At 65.4% G+C, this 14812-nt stretch carries 15 protein-coding genes; 10 read left to right on the top strand and 5 right to left on the bottom strand.

Going from position 1 to position 14812, the window contains the following annotated elements; translation table 11 throughout:
• From H7J73_RS02155 to H7J73_RS02170, 4 genes are all read left to right on the top strand, one after another.
• On the top strand, positions 1-1371 hold the full coding sequence (locus H7J73_RS02155) for an LLM class flavin-dependent oxidoreductase (protein WP_264065589.1): 1371 nt from the start codon (positions 1-3) through the stop codon (positions 1369-1371).
• Positions 1368-2594: an acyl-CoA dehydrogenase family protein gene (locus tag H7J73_RS02160; protein ID WP_264065590.1), complete on the top strand. Its 1227-nt coding sequence runs from the start codon at positions 1368-1370 to the stop codon at positions 2592-2594. The genes H7J73_RS02155 and H7J73_RS02160 overlap by 4 nt, the downstream gene beginning before the upstream one ends.
• 155 nt (positions 2595-2749) lie before the next feature.
• Positions 2750-2893: a hypothetical protein gene (locus H7J73_RS02165; protein WP_264065591.1), complete on the top strand. Its 144-nt coding sequence runs from the start codon at positions 2750-2752 to the stop codon at positions 2891-2893.
• A 4-nt stretch (positions 2894-2897) separates the two neighbouring features.
• The gene (locus tag H7J73_RS02170) at positions 2898-4022 is read left to right on the top strand and encodes a YeiH family protein (RefSeq protein WP_264065592.1); all 1125 of its coding nucleotides are present in this window, start codon (positions 2898-2900) and stop codon (positions 4020-4022) included.
• A gap of 62 nt (positions 4023-4084) precedes the next feature.
• Here the strand turns inward: H7J73_RS02170 and H7J73_RS02175 are convergent, their stop codons facing one another.
• Complete coding sequence (locus H7J73_RS02175) at positions 4085-6088, bottom strand: glycoside hydrolase family 15 protein (RefSeq protein ID WP_264065593.1); 2004 nt, start codon at positions 6086-6088, stop codon at positions 4085-4087.
• A 70-nt stretch (positions 6089-6158) separates the two neighbouring features.
• Between H7J73_RS02175 and H7J73_RS02180 the strand changes: the two genes are divergently transcribed.
• The 6 genes from H7J73_RS02180 (at position 6159) to H7J73_RS02200 (ending at position 10531) form a co-directional block, all read left to right on the top strand.
• Positions 6159-6362, top strand: a complete 204-nt coding sequence (locus H7J73_RS02180) for a hypothetical protein (protein ID WP_264065986.1) — start codon at positions 6159-6161, stop codon at positions 6360-6362.
• 148 nt (positions 6363-6510) lie between these two features.
• The gene (locus tag H7J73_RS33795; protein ID WP_353961986.1) at positions 6511-6606 is read left to right on the top strand and encodes an Ms4533A family Cys-rich leader peptide; all 96 of its coding nucleotides are present in this window, start codon (positions 6511-6513) and stop codon (positions 6604-6606) included.
• 127 nt (positions 6607-6733) lie between these two features.
• Positions 6734-7765 (top strand): sulfate ABC transporter substrate-binding protein, encoded by a 1032-nt coding sequence (locus H7J73_RS02185; RefSeq protein WP_264065594.1) that lies wholly within the window; start codon positions 6734-6736, stop codon positions 7763-7765.
• The gene (gene cysT / locus H7J73_RS02190) at positions 7762-8640 is read left to right on the top strand and encodes a sulfate ABC transporter permease subunit CysT (RefSeq protein WP_264065595.1); all 879 of its coding nucleotides are present in this window, start codon (positions 7762-7764) and stop codon (positions 8638-8640) included. The genes H7J73_RS02185 and cysT overlap by 4 nt, the downstream gene beginning before the upstream one ends.
• Positions 8637-9449 (top strand): sulfate ABC transporter permease subunit CysW, encoded by an 813-nt coding sequence (gene cysW, locus H7J73_RS02195; protein ID WP_264065596.1) that lies wholly within the window; start codon positions 8637-8639, stop codon positions 9447-9449. The genes cysT and cysW overlap by 4 nt, the downstream gene beginning before the upstream one ends.
• A gap of 32 nt (positions 9450-9481) precedes the next feature.
• Positions 9482-10531 (top strand): sulfate/molybdate ABC transporter ATP-binding protein, encoded by a 1050-nt coding sequence (locus H7J73_RS02200; RefSeq protein ID WP_264065598.1) that lies wholly within the window; start codon positions 9482-9484, stop codon positions 10529-10531.
• Between the two features lie 3 nt (positions 10532-10534).
• On the opposite strand, the gene H7J73_RS02205 is transcribed toward H7J73_RS02200, so the two are convergent.
• The 4 genes from H7J73_RS02205 to H7J73_RS02220 all read right to left on the bottom strand — a co-directional run bounded on the left by H7J73_RS02205 (position 10535) and on the right by H7J73_RS02220 (position 14606).
• Positions 10535-11275: a hypothetical protein gene (locus H7J73_RS02205; protein ID WP_264065599.1), complete on the bottom strand. Its 741-nt coding sequence runs from the start codon at positions 11273-11275 to the stop codon at positions 10535-10537.
• A complete protein-coding gene (locus H7J73_RS02210) occupies positions 11272-12327 on the bottom strand; it encodes a PrsW family glutamic-type intramembrane protease (RefSeq protein ID WP_264065600.1) in 1056 nt (351 codons plus the stop codon). Before H7J73_RS02210 ends, H7J73_RS02205 begins: the two co-directional genes overlap by 4 nt.
• Positions 12328-12488: 161 nt before the next feature.
• Complete coding sequence (locus H7J73_RS02215; protein WP_435405406.1) at positions 12489-14129, bottom strand: S53 family peptidase; 1641 nt, start codon at positions 14127-14129, stop codon at positions 12489-12491.
• Between the two features lie 210 nt (positions 14130-14339).
• Complete coding sequence (locus tag H7J73_RS02220; protein WP_264065601.1) at positions 14340-14606, bottom strand: hypothetical protein; 267 nt, start codon at positions 14604-14606, stop codon at positions 14340-14342.
• Positions 14607-14812: the final 206 nt, after the last annotated feature.

Genomic DNA, 14812 nt, shown 5'->3' on the forward strand with positions numbered 1-14812 from the left:
ATGACCCGCCAGATTGTTCTCAACGCGTTCGACATGAACTGCGTGACCCACATTGTCGCCGGCACGTGGCGACATCCCGAATCGCAGGCCGCCCGCTACAAGGACATCGAGTACTGGCTCGACCTGGCCAAACTGCTCGAGCGGGGACTGTTCGACGGGCTCTTCATCGCCGACGTCCTCGGCATCTACGACGTGTACGGCGGCGGCCCGGAGGCGGCGTTGCGGTCGGGAGCCCAAGTACCGGTGAATGATCCGCTGCTCGTGGTGCCCGCGATGGCGACCGTCACCAAGCACCTGGGCTTCGGGGTCACCGCGGCCACCTCGTTCGAACACCCGTACTCGTTCGCCCGCCGGATGTCGACGCTGGATCACCTGACGAAAGGCCGGGTCGGTTGGAACATCGTCACCGGCTACCTGGAGAGCGCCGCACGCAACCACGGGCTGGACACCATCACCCCGCACGCAGACCGCTACGACATCGCCGATGAATACACCGAGGTGCTCTACAAATTGTGGGAGGGCTCCTGGGACGACGACGCCGTGGGCACCGACCCGGGGCGCGCCGAGTACGCCGATGCCGGCAAGGTGCACCCGATCGCCCACGAGGGCAAGCACTTCCGTGTTCCCGGCATCCACCTGTCCGAGCCATCGCTGCAGCGCACCCCGGTGTTGTACCAGGCCGGTGCGTCCAATCGGGGCCGCCAGTTCGGCGCGGAGAACGCCGAGGTCATCTTCATCGGAGCGCCGACCAAAGAGGTACTGAAGGAAGCGGTGGCCGATATTCGGACCCGCGCCTCCAATGCCGGGCGCGACCCGTATGACGTCAAGATCGTCAACGGCCATGTGGCCGTGACCGGAGCGACCGAAGCCGCGGCGCAGGAGCGATACGAGGATCTGCGGCGCTACATCGACCCCCAGGGCGCGCTGGCGCTCTGGTCCGGCTGGCTGGGCACCGACCTGTCGCAATTCAACCTCGACGACCCGGTCGCGGTCACCGACAACGAGTTCCTCAAATCGTCGGTGCAGATGTTCGGTCAGGGTCAGTGGACGCTGCGTGATTTCATCGACGCGCATGCCATCGACGCCGAAGGCGGATTCACTGTCGGCTCGCCAACGCAGGTCGCCGACCAATTGCAGGAGTGGGTCGAGGAGACCGACGTCGACGGTTTCAACCTCACCAACGCCATCACTCCGGGCTCGTTCGTCGACTTCATCGACCACGTGGTGCCGGAGCTACAACGACGCGGCGTCTACAAGACCGAGTACACCGAAGGCGCTTTGCGTCACAAACTGTTCGGCAGGGGAGCACGCCTGCCGAAGACACATCGCGCGGCGGGCTATCGCCGTGTCACCAAGGAGGCAACGATATGACGACCGTTACCGGAGCTGCCGTGGAGCCGCTTACCTACGGCTCCGATCAACTGGCCCAGCTCATCGCCACCATCGGTGAGGGCGCGCTGGAACGCGAACGTAACAATGAACGGCCTTTCGCTGCAATCGATCTCATCCGTACATCGGGTTTGGGTGCGTTGCGGGTGCCGCGCGAATACGGCGGTGGCGGCGCCACCCTGCGCGAATTGTTCGCCACCGTCATCGCGTTGGCCACCGTTGACGTCAACGTGGCGCACATCCTGCGCGGGCACTTCTCCCACGTCGAGGAGCGGCTGCGGCTGGACGAGAACGAGCGGGCAAAGGTCATCGAACTGGCGCTGACCGGCAAGATTGTCGGCAACGCTTCCACCGAACTGGGTTCTACCCCCGCCGGTGCCTTCACCTGGCAGACCAAGCTCACCCCCGACGGTGACGACTACCGGCTCAACGGCAAGAAGTTCTTCACCACCGGCACGCTGTACGCCGATTATGCCGAGGTGCTGGCCAGCAACCCGGACGGCGCCACCGTGATCGCCCTGGTGCCCACCGACCGGGACGGTGTCGCGGTCCTCGACGACTGGGACGGGTTCGGGCAGCGCGCCACCGGCACCGGCACCGCCGTCTTCGACAACGTCGTGGTTAAGGCCGATGAGCTGCTGCAGTTCGCGCCGCCGGATGCCGACGCCGAACCTCCTGCCCTGTACCTGTCCGGTGCGTTCTTCCAGTTGTATGTGACCGCACTGGAAGTCGGTGTGCTCTATGCCCTGCGTGCCGACGCGGTGGCCCACGTGCATCAGCGCTCTCGCAGCTTCGCCTGGGCGCCCAACCCGTCGGCACCCGACGATCCGCTGCTGCAGCGCGAGATCGGTGAGATCGCCGCCGCCGCGTATGCGGGGGAGGCGACCGTGCTCGCCGCCGCGGAGGCGCTGGGGCGGGCCTACGATGCCGATGTCACCAAGACCGACCCCGACCTGGAACTTGCCCACGACGCGTCACTGCAGGCGGCCGCGGCCAAGGTCGTCGTCGACGCGCTCGCACAGAAGTCGGCTTCCCAGATCTTCGACATCGGCGGTGCCTCGGTGGTGCGCCAGGCCCATCTTCTGGACCGGCACTGGCGCAACATCCGCACCCTCGCGTCGCACAACCCGACGAGCTACAAAGCGCAGGCCATCGGGGCGTACTACGCCCGCGGCACCAAACTGCCCGGTAGCGGCTACTTCTGACGAGTGATTTCGGTGTGCTCATCACCGGTCAGCGGTCGTGAGCACGCCGAAATCGCAGAAGAGGCGTTCACGATCATCGCGATCCGATCTCTTGTCGCCGTGCTGCCGCGACGCAACCATTGCTGTCTATCAGCCGGGCACAAGGAGAGGGTTACATGAGCGAACCCAACACCGAAAAGGCATCACCTGCGTGGGCAGACGCCGTCGGCCGCGTCGGCACCGACTGGTGGGCGACCATCGTGGCTGGTGTGATCACCGCACTCGCCGTCGCCAACCTCCTGCCGAAGATTCCGTGGTGACACGATGAGCACCGTATCCGTCGAACCCGGCCACCCCATCGACGAGGAACGTTCAGAGCAGACGTTCCCCACCACCAACGTGCTGGCCTACGTGCCGGGAGTGCTGCTGCTGGTCGCCGTCGGGCTGCTCGGCAAGTACGCCGAGATCTGGTGGCTGGCCCTGGGCAAGCGTGAGCACTGGTCGGTGCCCGATATCGAATTCGTGTTGTGGGCCATCCTCATCGGCCTGGTCATAACCAATACCGTTGGCGTGCACCGCATTTTCAAGCCCGGCGTGGCGACCTACGACTTCTGGCTCAAGATCGGAATCGTCGCGCTCGGGTCTCGGTTCGTGCTGGGTGATATTGCCAAGCTCGGAGTCATCAGCCTGGTGCAGATTCTGGTCGATATGACGGTGGCCGGCATCATCATCATCGCGGCGGCCAAGTTCTTCGGTCTCTCGGGCAAGCTCGGTTCGCTGTTGGCCATTGGCACCTCGATCTGCGGCGTCTCGGCGATCGTCGCCTCCAAGGGTGCGATCAGGGCGCGCAACTCCGACGTCGGCTACGCGATCGCCGCGATCCTGGCTCTCGGTGCCGTCGCGCTGTTCACCCTGCCGCCATTGGGCCACCTGATCGGGCTGACCGATCACGAGTTCGGGCTGTGGGCGGGCCTGGCCGTGGACAACACCGCCGAGACCACCGCGACCGGTTATCTGTTCTCCGACGAGGCGGGCAAGATCGCGGTACTGGTCAAGTCGGTGCGCAACGCCCTGATCGGGTTCGTGGTGCTCGGCTTCGCGCTGTACTGGTCGGCCCGCGGCGAGGCCGACGAGATCGCCCCCGGCGTCAAGGCCAAGGCGGCGTTCATCTGGGCCAAGTTCCCGAAGTTCGTCCTCGGCTTCCTGGCGGTGTCTGCGATCGTGACGGCGGGCTGGCTCAGCAAGGGCCAGACGGCGAACCTCGCCAACGTCTCCAAGTGGGCGTTCCTGTTGACCTTCGCCGGTGTCGGGCTCAACACCAACTTCCGCGAACTCGCGCGCACCGGCTGGCGACCGCTCGTCGTCGCGGTGATCGGCCTCGTCGTCGTCGCGACCGTATCCCTCGGTCTGGTACTGCTCACCTCACGAGTCTTCGGCTGGAACCAGTGATTTCGGCGTGCGCGTAACCGCTGAGCGGTTGGGAACACGCCGAAATCCCGGCTACATCGGGGCTACATTGGTGCGTTGGCCGGCTGGAACACCCCGGAGCTGTCGGACTCCTCCTCGGCGCGGATGACGTGCACCACGGCGTTGATCAACGCCAGGTGCGTGAATGCCTGCGGGAAATTACCCAGGTGGCGGCCCGTGCGGGCCTCGATTTCCTCGGCATAGAGGTGCAGCGGGCTGGCGAAGGACAGCAGGCGCTCACACAGATGACGGGCGCGGTGGATCTCGCCGATCTCCACCAGCGCCGACACCAGCCAGAATGAGCAGATCGTGAAGGTGCCCTCCTCGCCGGACAGGCCGTCGTCGGTCTCCTCGACGCGATAACGCAGGACCAGGCCGTCCTCGGTGAGCTCGTCGGCGATCGCCATCACGGTGGCCCGGATGCGCGGATCCTCCGGCGGCAGGAACCGGGTCAGCACGGCCAACAGGAGTGACGCGTCCAGCGCGTCATCGCCGTAGCGCTGGGTGAGCACGCCGCGGGAATCCACGCCCTTGGTCAGGATGTCGGCCTTGATCTCCTCGGCGATCGCCCGCCACTGCTGGGCGTAACTCTTCTCGCCTTCGATCTCGGCCAATTTGGACCCGCGGTCGAGCGCTACCCAGCACATGATCTTGCTGGAGGTGAAGTGCTGCGGCTCGCCGCGCACCTCCCAGATGCCCCGGTCGGGTTCCTTCCAATGCTTGATCGCTTCTTCGACCTGCTCTTTGAGAACCGGCCACAACGTCTCGGGAATCTGCTCGCGGGACTTGGTGTGCAGGTATACCGAGTCGAGCATCGTGCCCCAGATATCGTGCTGCATCTGGTCGAACGCGCCGTTACCGATGCGGACCGGCCGGGAGTTGTCGTAACCGGAGAGGTGATTGAGCTCCTCCTCGACCAGGGTGCGTTCCCCGCCGACGCCGTACATCACCTGCAGGGGATGCCGCTCACCGTTGTTGGCGCCCGACACGTCGGCGATGAACGCGAAGAAATCGTCGGCCTCGCGATCGAGGCCCAGGGTGTACAGCCCCCACAACGCAAACGTCGAGTCGCGTACCCACGCGTAGCGGTAGTCCCAGTTGCGTTCGCCCTGAGGCGTTTCCGGCAGCGACGTGGTGCTCGCCGCCAGTAGTGCGCCAGTCGGGGAGTAGGTCAGCCCCTTCAGAGTCAGCGCACTGCGCTGTAGGTACGACCGCCACGGGTGGTCCGGGAAATCACCGATGTTGATCCATTGGCGCCAGCATTCGCTGGTCTTCCACATCTTGTCGGCGGCCTCTTCGTAGGTCTGGGGCGACGGATGCTTCGACCAGCTCAACGCGACGAATACGTTGTCGCCCTCGGTCAGCCGGGTCCGCGCCCTGGCTTCGTGGCCCTCAAGGCCGAGCCGCAGGTTGGTGGTCAGCCGCAGCGTCGGGTGGGCGTCTGGGTCGCGGCTGGCTCGGGCGATCGCCTCGCCGTAGGCCTGCGCCGAGTACTCCCACTTCGCCGGGTTGCGGTGGTAGTCGAACGACGGCTCGCAGTTCATCACCATCTCGACGGTGCCGCTGACGCATCGCACGGTCCGAAGAAGGATGTGCTCGGCGTCCCAGTCCATCGGGGTGCGGCGGTGGGTGCGCGAGCGTGACTCGATGTCATGCCACGGGCCCATCACCAGCGCTTCGCGCACGATGACCCATCCGGTGTGGGTCTGCCAGGTGGTCTCCAGGATCAGGCTGCCCGGTAGGTACCGGCGCGCGGCGGGAACGGACACCCCGTAGGGGCCGAGCCGGAAATGGCCGGCGCCGCGGTCGAGGATCGCGCCGAAGACGCTGGGGGAGTCGGGCCGCGGTACGCATAACCACTCCACCGAGCCGGCCGAGGACACCAGGCAGGTGTTCTCGCAGTCGGACAGGAAGCCGTAGTCCGCGATCGGTGGAAAGGGATTGCGCAGTGCGCCCCCGCCGACGTAGGGCACCGGGGCGGTGACGGTGAACGGGGCTTCCACCACGCGGGCCGCCTGATCGTTGCCGGTTTCCGTCTCTGTCGTCATGGGCACATCATCGACCGCCGGGACCATCGGCGTCTACTCGTGGCCGGGTGTGTTTGCCGAAGATCGTAGGGTGGTGGCAATGGACGGGTTCCTGAGTTGGTGGGATGGGGTCGAACTGTGGCTTTCGGGCCTCGGGTTCGTGTTGCAAACCGTGGTGGTGATGCCCGTCGTCCTGCTGATCGCCTACGGTGCTGCAGTGCTGCTGGATGGATCCCTCGGAAAGGTCATCGTGTTGGTGCGCTGGCTGCGCGGCAAGGACCGGTCGATCCGATGACGGGCCTACCGAAGTCGCGGGTGACGCTGGTGCTCATCGCACTGCTGGTACTCGTCCTTGTGATGTGGTTGTTCAGCCGCTGAGCTGCACCGAACCGTTAATCTGACCGTTTCAGGCGATTCACGGCAATTCTGTTAGGCTTCGCGCCATGCACGCAGCGTCCGGCATCACAGAGGGCCACATCTTGGCCCTCATTGCCGTGGGTACTTGCGCTGTTGCAGACGTCGCTTGTTGTTGTCGCTGACCCCTTCCCGCCTGCGGTCTGGTGTCGGTTTCGGCTGTCGCGTACGCCTGAGCTGAAAATATGTCGCCTTTCCGCGAGGTCCGGATTTCGAATTCGAAAACCCCTCGATAACCAGGAAAGGTTACCCATGAAGACACCCACACTGAGATGGCGCACCGCCGCGGCACTCGCCCTGACCGCGTCAGTCGTCGCGGCGTGCGGTGGCGGCGGCTCCAGTGATGTCGCGGGACAAAGTGCGGGTCCTGCCGCCGCGACAACGCTGACGCTCGTCGCTTACGCGGTGCCCGAACCCGGGTGGAGCAAGATCATTCCGGCATTCGCGGCCACGCCTGAGGGTAAGGGTGTCGCGGTCACCACCTCCTACGGCGCCTCCGGCGACCAGTCCCGTGGAGTCGTCGACGGTAAGCCCGCCGACATCGTCAACTTCTCGGTCGAGCCTGACGTCACCCGGCTGGTGAAGGCCAACAAGGTGGACAAGGACTGGAACACCGATGCCACCAAGGGCATCCCGTTCGGTTCCGTGGTCACTCTCGTGGTCCGCAAGGGCAACCCCAAGAACATCAAGGATTGGGACGACCTGCTGCAGCCCGGCATCGAGGTGGTCAGCCCCAGCCCACTGAGCTCCGGCTCCGCCAAGTGGAATCTGCTGGCGCCGTACGCCGCCAAGAGTAACGGTGGCCAGGATCCGCAGGCCGGCCTCGACTTCGTCAGCAAGCTGGTCGGCGAGCACATCAAGACTCGGCCCGGTTCCGGACGTGAGGCCACCGACGTGTTTCTGCAGGGCACTGGTGACGTGCTGATCAGCTACGAGAACGAGGCGATCAACACCGAGCGGGCCGGTAAGCCGGTGGAGCACATCACGCCGCCGCAGACCTTCAAGATCGACAACCCGGTGGCGGTCGTCTCGACGAGCGCTCACCTCGAGCAGGCCAACGCGCTGAAAAACTTCCTCTACACCCCCGAGGGCCAGAAGCTGTGGGCCGAGGCAGGCTTCCGGCCGGTCGATCCCACGGTGGCTGCCGACTTCGCCAGCGACTTCCCGACCCCGCAGAAGCTGTGGACCATCGAGGACCTCGGCGGCTGGAGCGCCGTTGATCCGCAGCTGTTCGACAAGGACAACGGCACCATCACGAAGATCTACAAGCAGGCCACTGGATGACAGCTGTAGTCAACCCCGAAGCGAGCCGGCCCGAGTTGACCGAAGACGGTGGCTTGGGCCGGAGCTCCGGCCCGTTCCAGCGCCGCTACGGCAGCACATCCCTGCGGGTCGGGGCCGCGACGCTGTGGCTCAGCGTCATCGTGTTGCTGCCCCTGGCCGCCATCCTGTGGCAGGCCGCCGGCGGCGGCTGGAACTCCTTCTGGTCGACAGTCACGTCGAACGCCGCCCTGGAATCCTTCCGGGTGACGCTAACCGTGTCGATCGCGGTGACGGTGGTCAACCTCTTCTTCGGCCTGCTGGTCGCCTGGGTGCTCACCCGCGACGACTTCCCTGGTAAGCGGCTGGTGGATGCTGTCATCGATCTCCCGTTCGCTCTGCCGACCATCGTTGCCAGCCTGGTGATGCTGGCGCTGTACGGGCCGAACAGCCCGATCGATCTACAGCTGCAGCACACCAAATGGGGTATCGGAGTGGCGCTGCTGTTCGTCACCCTGCCGTTCGTGGTGCGTTCGGTACAGCCGGTGCTGCTGGAACTGGACCGCGAAGTGGAGGAAGCGGCGGCATCGTTGGGCGCCAACAACGTCACCATCTTCACCAAGGTGATCCTGCCCGCGCTGCTTCCATCGCTGCTCTCCGGCGCTGGTCTGGCGTTCTCGCGTGCCATCGGCGAATTCGGCTCCGTGGTGCTCATCGGTGGCGCCGTGCCGGGGGAGACCGAAGTGTCTTCACAGTGGATCCGCACCCTGATCGAGAATGACGACCGCACCGGTGCCGCAGCCATTTCGATTGTGCTCCTGGTGCTTTCGTTCATCGTGTTGTTTGTGCTGCGGGCGGTCGGCTCGCGGGCGGCCCGGCGTGAGGAGCTGGCGCGGTGACCCTCTCGCCGGTGGTCAAGTACCTGCTGCGCTATCTCGCACTGGCGTACGTAGGGATCCTCGTCGTCGTGCCGGTGGCACTGATCCTGTGGCGCACCTTCGCGCCGGGACTTGGCGAGTTCTTCGCGTCGATCACGACCCCGGCCGCGATATCGGCGCTGGAGCTGTCGCTGTTGGTGGTGGCCATCGTCGTGCCCCTCAACGTGCTCTTTGGCGTTCCGACCGCACTTGTGTTGGCGCGCAACAAGTTTCGTGGGAAGAGCGTGCTCCAGGCGATCATCGACCTACCGTTCGCGGTGTCGCCGGTGGTCGTCGGCGTCGCTTTGATCCTGCTCTGGGGATCCGCGGGGCTGCTGGGTTTCGTGGAGACCGACCTCGGCTTCAAGATCATTTTCAGTTTCCCCGGCATCGTCCTGGCCAGCATCTTCGTCACGGTTCCGTTCGTCATCCGCGAAGTCGAACCGGTGCTGCACGAGTTGGGCACCGACCAGGAGGAAGCGTCCGCGACGCTAGGCGCCCAGTGGTGGCAGACCTTCTGGCGGATCACCCTGCCGTCGATCCGGTGGGGCCTGACCTACGGCATCGTGTTGACCATCGCCCGCACCCTCGGCGAATACGGCGCGGTGATCATGGTGTCCTCCAACCTGCCCGGCCAGTCGCAGACCATGACCTTGTTGGTGTCAGACCGCTACCTTCGGGGTAACGAATACGGTGCGTACGCCGTCTCGACGCTCCTGATGGGCGTAGCCGTGCTGGTGCTCATCGTTCAGGTGATTCTCGACGCGCGGCGCGCCCGCGCGGCAAAATAGTGGCCTCAAATGGAACGAAGGAAATGCGAGCTATGACCAACGCGATCACGGTCAGGGGCGCCAACAAGCGCTACGGCGATTTCGCCGCCTTGGACAACGTTGACTTCGTCGTGCCGACCGGCTCGTTGACCGCACTACTTGGGCCCAGCGGCTCCGGCAAATCCACTCTGCTGCGGGCCATCGCCGGGCTGGACCAGCCGGACACCGGGACGATCACCATCAACGGCAAGGACGTCACGGCCGTCCCACCGCAGCGGCGCGGTATCGGGTTCGTGTTCCAGCACTACGCCGCGTTCAAACACCTCACGGTGCGCGACAACGTGGCCTTCGGGCTACGGATCCGCAAGAGGCCCAAGGCCGAAGTCAAGGACAAGGTCGACAACCTGCTGGAAGTGGTGGGGCTGGCCGGTTTTCAGACCCGTTACCCGAATCAGCTCTCCGGCGGTCAGCGCCAGCGGATGGCGCTGGCCCGGGCACTGGCGGTCGATCCGGAGGTGTTGTTGCTCGACGAGCCGTTCGGCGCACTCGATGCCAAGGTCCGTGAGGATCTGCGGGCCTGGCTGCGCCGGCTGCACGACGAGGTCCATGTCACCACCGTGCTGGTCACCCACGATCAGGCCGAAGCACTCGACGTCGCCGACCGGATCGCGGTGCTCAACAAGGGCCGCGTCGAGCAGGTCGGCAGCCCCAACGAGGTCTATGACGCGCCCGCGAATGCGTTCGTCATGTCGTTCCTCGGTACGGTCTCGTCGCTGAACGGAATCCTGGTGCGGCCCCATGATATTCGCGTGGGCCGCAATCCTGAGATGGCGATTGCCGCCGGGGACGGGACCGCGGAATCCACCGGTGTGACGAAGGCGACCATCGACCGCGTCGCCATCCTCGGCTTCGAAGTGCGAGTCGAGATGACCAGTGCCACCACCGGCACCCCGTTCACCGCTCAGATCACTCGCGGTGACGTCGAGGCGCTCGGCTTGAAAGAGGGGGACACGGTCTACGTCCGCGCCACCCGGGTGCCGTCCATCTCGGGCAGCCTGCAGGTGCCTGCCGCGAACGAGGCCGACCAGCTCACCAAAGCCTGACTGTCACCGCGGTGGGTCGCCGCGCCAGCTGAAACTGTTGACGTACTTGGCCATATCCATCGCCAACATGAAGTTGGCACCGGAGGGGTGCCCGCTGCCGTAGTCGGGGCTGAACTCGTGGAACGGTCCTGCCGCTGCGGCGATCAGCGCATAATCGTTCTTCACTGCGGCCATGACCAGCACCCGCAGCCGGATCGGATCACCGGTGGTACCCGCCTTGTAGACATCGGCGATGACGCCGTATCCGAGTTGATATCCCACCTGCGCGTTGGGGATCTCGTAGTCGGTCGTAGCGTCGGGAAAGCTGTCACTGATGACATCGTCAACGACCTGACGCGATGTCCGGCCGGCGGCAGGCCGGCCGAACAGACGAAGTGTGCCACCGTCACCGGCGTGCAGTTCCAACACCACCCCGTCGGGTTGCAGAGTGCTCTCGTAGGCCGTCCCCGCCGGGGGGTAGGACACCGCGAATTCACCGTCGGCGGAGGTGAACCGGGGATTCGTGGTGACCGGTTGACCGATCGGGGGACGTCCGCAGTGAGGGGGACACGTGTAGTTCGCGGGCGGCGGCGTCAGCCAGAGCGACAGTCCGATCGTGGCCGCCACGACGAGCACCAGGGCGGTGCCCAACATCGCGAGCAGCCGAGCCGGCGAGGTGTGGCGGACCGGATCCGCGCGATAGGTCGCGTCGGGAACAGACCGGCCCGGCCTCAGTGGAGACGGGGTCTTGGGGGCAGGGTTCATGGACCTTCGGGGGCCGAGCCGGCCGGAACGGGGCGGTTGGCGCGTCGCGCCTTCCGCGATGATCGCGATGCCGCACCCGCTGCGACGCCGCAGTTGACGCAGTACGCGCGGTCGGGGACCACGTGAGTGCACTGGGGGCAGAGCACCGGCTGGTCGGGGGTGGTGTCCGGTGCTGCTTCCCCGAGAACCGTGCTGTGCAACACGATCCGCAACACCAGCAGCGCCACCACGGTGATCGCGGCGTACAGCCCGACGATCTCGGCGTACGGGATCCACATGTAGTCGATGCCGTTCTGCCCGATGTACGTGAGTGCTGCGACGGTGATGGCGAAGACCGGCGAGGTGACGATGTACCTGCGGCGGGCGGGGGTGGGGTCCGTTCGCCGCTTGAACCAGAGCGTCGCACCGATCAGGCCGCCGATCGCGACTGCGGTCAGAGGGGCGGCGACGCCGCGGACCACCGCGGTAGCGAATAGCGCATCCGAGGGAAAGTCCTTGGCTACCAACCCGTTCGAGAACTGCGATGCCTGTTGGGTGATGGTCCCGGCCGCGGTGAAGAACAGTGCGCTGACCGCGCCGATCGCGTATCCGTCCAAGGCTTCCCTGACGTCGGGGCGCCAGATCCGCACCGCGACGGCCGGGATCAGCATCAGCACCACGCCACCGATGGGAATCAGGACGAGGTTGATCAACTGCTCCGGTGGGGTCATCGGGGTGCCGAGCACGTCGTCATAGGTGACGGACCAGATGGCATTGAGGGTGAATGACCAGCCGGTCCCGATCGCCGCAGCGAGGAAAGCGACCGCAGCGAGAGAACTGACGGACATGTCCTCGAACGCATCCGTTTCTTTGAGATAGACACCGAATAGCAGCGGTAGTCCGAGGGCACTGATGCCGATCAGCGGCGGCTGCCAGTGCAGGAACGCGAAAACCGCTAGCAGAACGCCCAGCGCCAGCACACCGGTTCGGAATGCCCACCGAGATCGGCAGGGCAGGCGGGGAAATACCGAGGTGACTACCCAGGGGCGGACGACGTGTTGATCTGGTGCCACGGAATATGATCCGAGCCGCAGACTCGCTGGTCCGTCACCGTGGTGCCGCACCAAACTCGCACCACAGTCACCACAGAATTCGGCCGATGGGACGTCCCGACCGCAGGTGTGACATGACGTGTCGGGTAACGACTCCCAGTCGGCTACGGAATCGTCGGAGCTCATCGCGGCGCTCGCCCGCGTTGGATGTCGAGGAGGTCGCGGACCAGCGCCTCGATATTGGGGCTGCCGAGCCCGGTGATCGGGTCGTATCCGGGGGCGGCGACGTCGACGGCGTTGGCACCCTCACCGATATCGCGGAAGCCGGGGGAGTTGGCGCCGGCGGCCACCCGGTACAGCAGCGGGTTGAGTTCGCCCAAGGTATGCCCGCCGTTGGCGATCAGGTACTGATTCATGACGGCGGCGAACGCGGCCCAGATCGGTGCGGACTGAGAGGTCCCTGCTCCGACCAGATCCTGGCCATCGAATCGGATCCGCACTCCGGTGAAGGGGTCGGCGACCGCGGAGACGTCCGGCGTCAACCTGCTCTGCGCATCCGGATCACGCACGGCGGCGACGTTACGCTGCCAGGCGGGCCGGGGAAACAGCCGCGACACCCCACCGCTGCTGCCCAGCGACTGGGGTGAGTCGATCCACGCCTGCTCGGCGAGCCACTGCCCCTTCTCGTCGGTCGAGAGGGTGGTGCCGCCGACCGAGACCATGCCGGGCAGGGAGGCGATGGCATCGAGTCCGATATCGTCCGGCCCCGGCGGGGACGAATAGTCCTTGCCACCTTTGCATTCCAGGCCCGCGGTGTCACCCGAAGCGTCGAATGCCGTGGTGCCGTGCGCCATGGCGCGTTGCAGCGCCGCCTGCACGGGTTTGAGATCAGCGGCGGTGACGATGGCGTCACAGCCCCAGCCGATGGACAGGCTCCAGATCGCCCCGGGGAACTGCGTGTCGACGGAATCGAAGAGCTTCCCGATCTCGACATAGGTCCCGCCATTGGGGACCAGGGTGTTGCGCGCGTTGACGACCACCAATCGCGCATCGGGAGCGATGGCGTGCGCAACTTCGAGGTCCTGGACGATCTCGCCATGGGGTTTCCCTGGTTGACCCCCGACCAGGACGGGCTTCAGTGGCGGCAGGCCGAACGCATCGGCAAAGTAGTCGAGATCAGCCTGGTCGTAACCGTCGAACGAATAGAAGACGATGGTCTGTCCCTTGCCGGTGTACCCGGCCGCAGCCAGCGGGGCGGCGTTGTACGCCGTCAGCAAAGCGCTTGGCGTCAGCCCTTTCTCGGGTACATCGAGGGGGATCAGGTCGGGGCGGGACTCATGATGCGGCGTGTAGCCCAGAATGCGTCCGAGCTCGGCGACGGTGCCGAGCAACGCCTTCGGAATTGCGGGCTGCTGCGGCGACGCGTAGAAGGTCTGCCCCTGCATACCGAGGTAGTCGTGCACCGGGACACCGAATGCGTCGGCGACGTCGTGGGGCGCGCCGTGCACGACTGCCCAGTCTTCGCCGTGCTGCCAGCGGACGGCCAGCGCGTTATCGGCAGCCCAACGTATCAGCGGTTCAGGGCGGGTCGCGTTGCTCAACGCCACGGTGAGCTGCGCGTGGTCGAGGTGGGATGGGCCGAGATCCGTCGAGCTGGCGAGTAAGTGCGCATACGGACCGCCGATGGCGTCCCGATCAGTGGGTGGCTGCGATGAGGACGGGCGATCGGACACCACCACGACGATTGCGGCGGCCAGGCAGGCGACCAACCAGCACCCGAGCAGGCGTGCCCACCACTGACGTGGCCGACCCCCGCCCTTCACGGCTTTGCCGTACGGGGCAGGGGTCGGCCAACGCTGTTCGTAGCGGACATCTATCGACTTCCGGGGTGTATCAACCTGACTTCCGATGAAGTACCACTACGGGCGTTCTGTCCACGTTATGAGAGGGCGGCTTCGCGGCGCCGCCCCCGGTACTGCACTGAACTCCAAGCCAGGGCACTGAACTTGAGGCGCCCTGGCGGTCGAACCGTCTTACGGGCCGGTGTTGCGCTCGTTGCCGGGGACAGCAGTCTTCGGCGTGGGAGCGAGCACGGTCGGTGAGAACTGGTTACCGCCGGTGGGGTTCAGGTTCTTCTCGGTCGGCGACGGCGCCGGTGCCGATGTCGTGGTGGTTGTTGTGGTGGTGGTTTCGCTGGGCTTTTCGCTGCTACTGCAGCCAACAGCCAACGCACCCATGGCAATGATTGCGGCGCCACCGGCGATAGCCGGAAGGCGACGAGTCATCAGACCCGACTTCATATTTCTTCCTATCTAATCCGCGACTAACGAAGGGAAAGTATGCGGATCCTTGTGGGTGGAACGATAACGTCAATATAATGTCACATTCCGAGCAAACTCGTCGGGCAAATCTCCGACAGCGGAATTCGGACCCGCTCGATCCAGCGGAAATCCGCCTTCATCTTCGACTCCGCCCGACGGTGCGACCGTTGGTGGTGGGGTCGTCA

It is taken from the genome of Mycolicibacterium komossense, assembly GCF_025822605.1.
In the GTDB taxonomy this organism is placed as follows: domain Bacteria; phylum Actinomycetota; class Actinomycetes; order Mycobacteriales; family Mycobacteriaceae; genus Mycobacterium; species Mycobacterium komossense.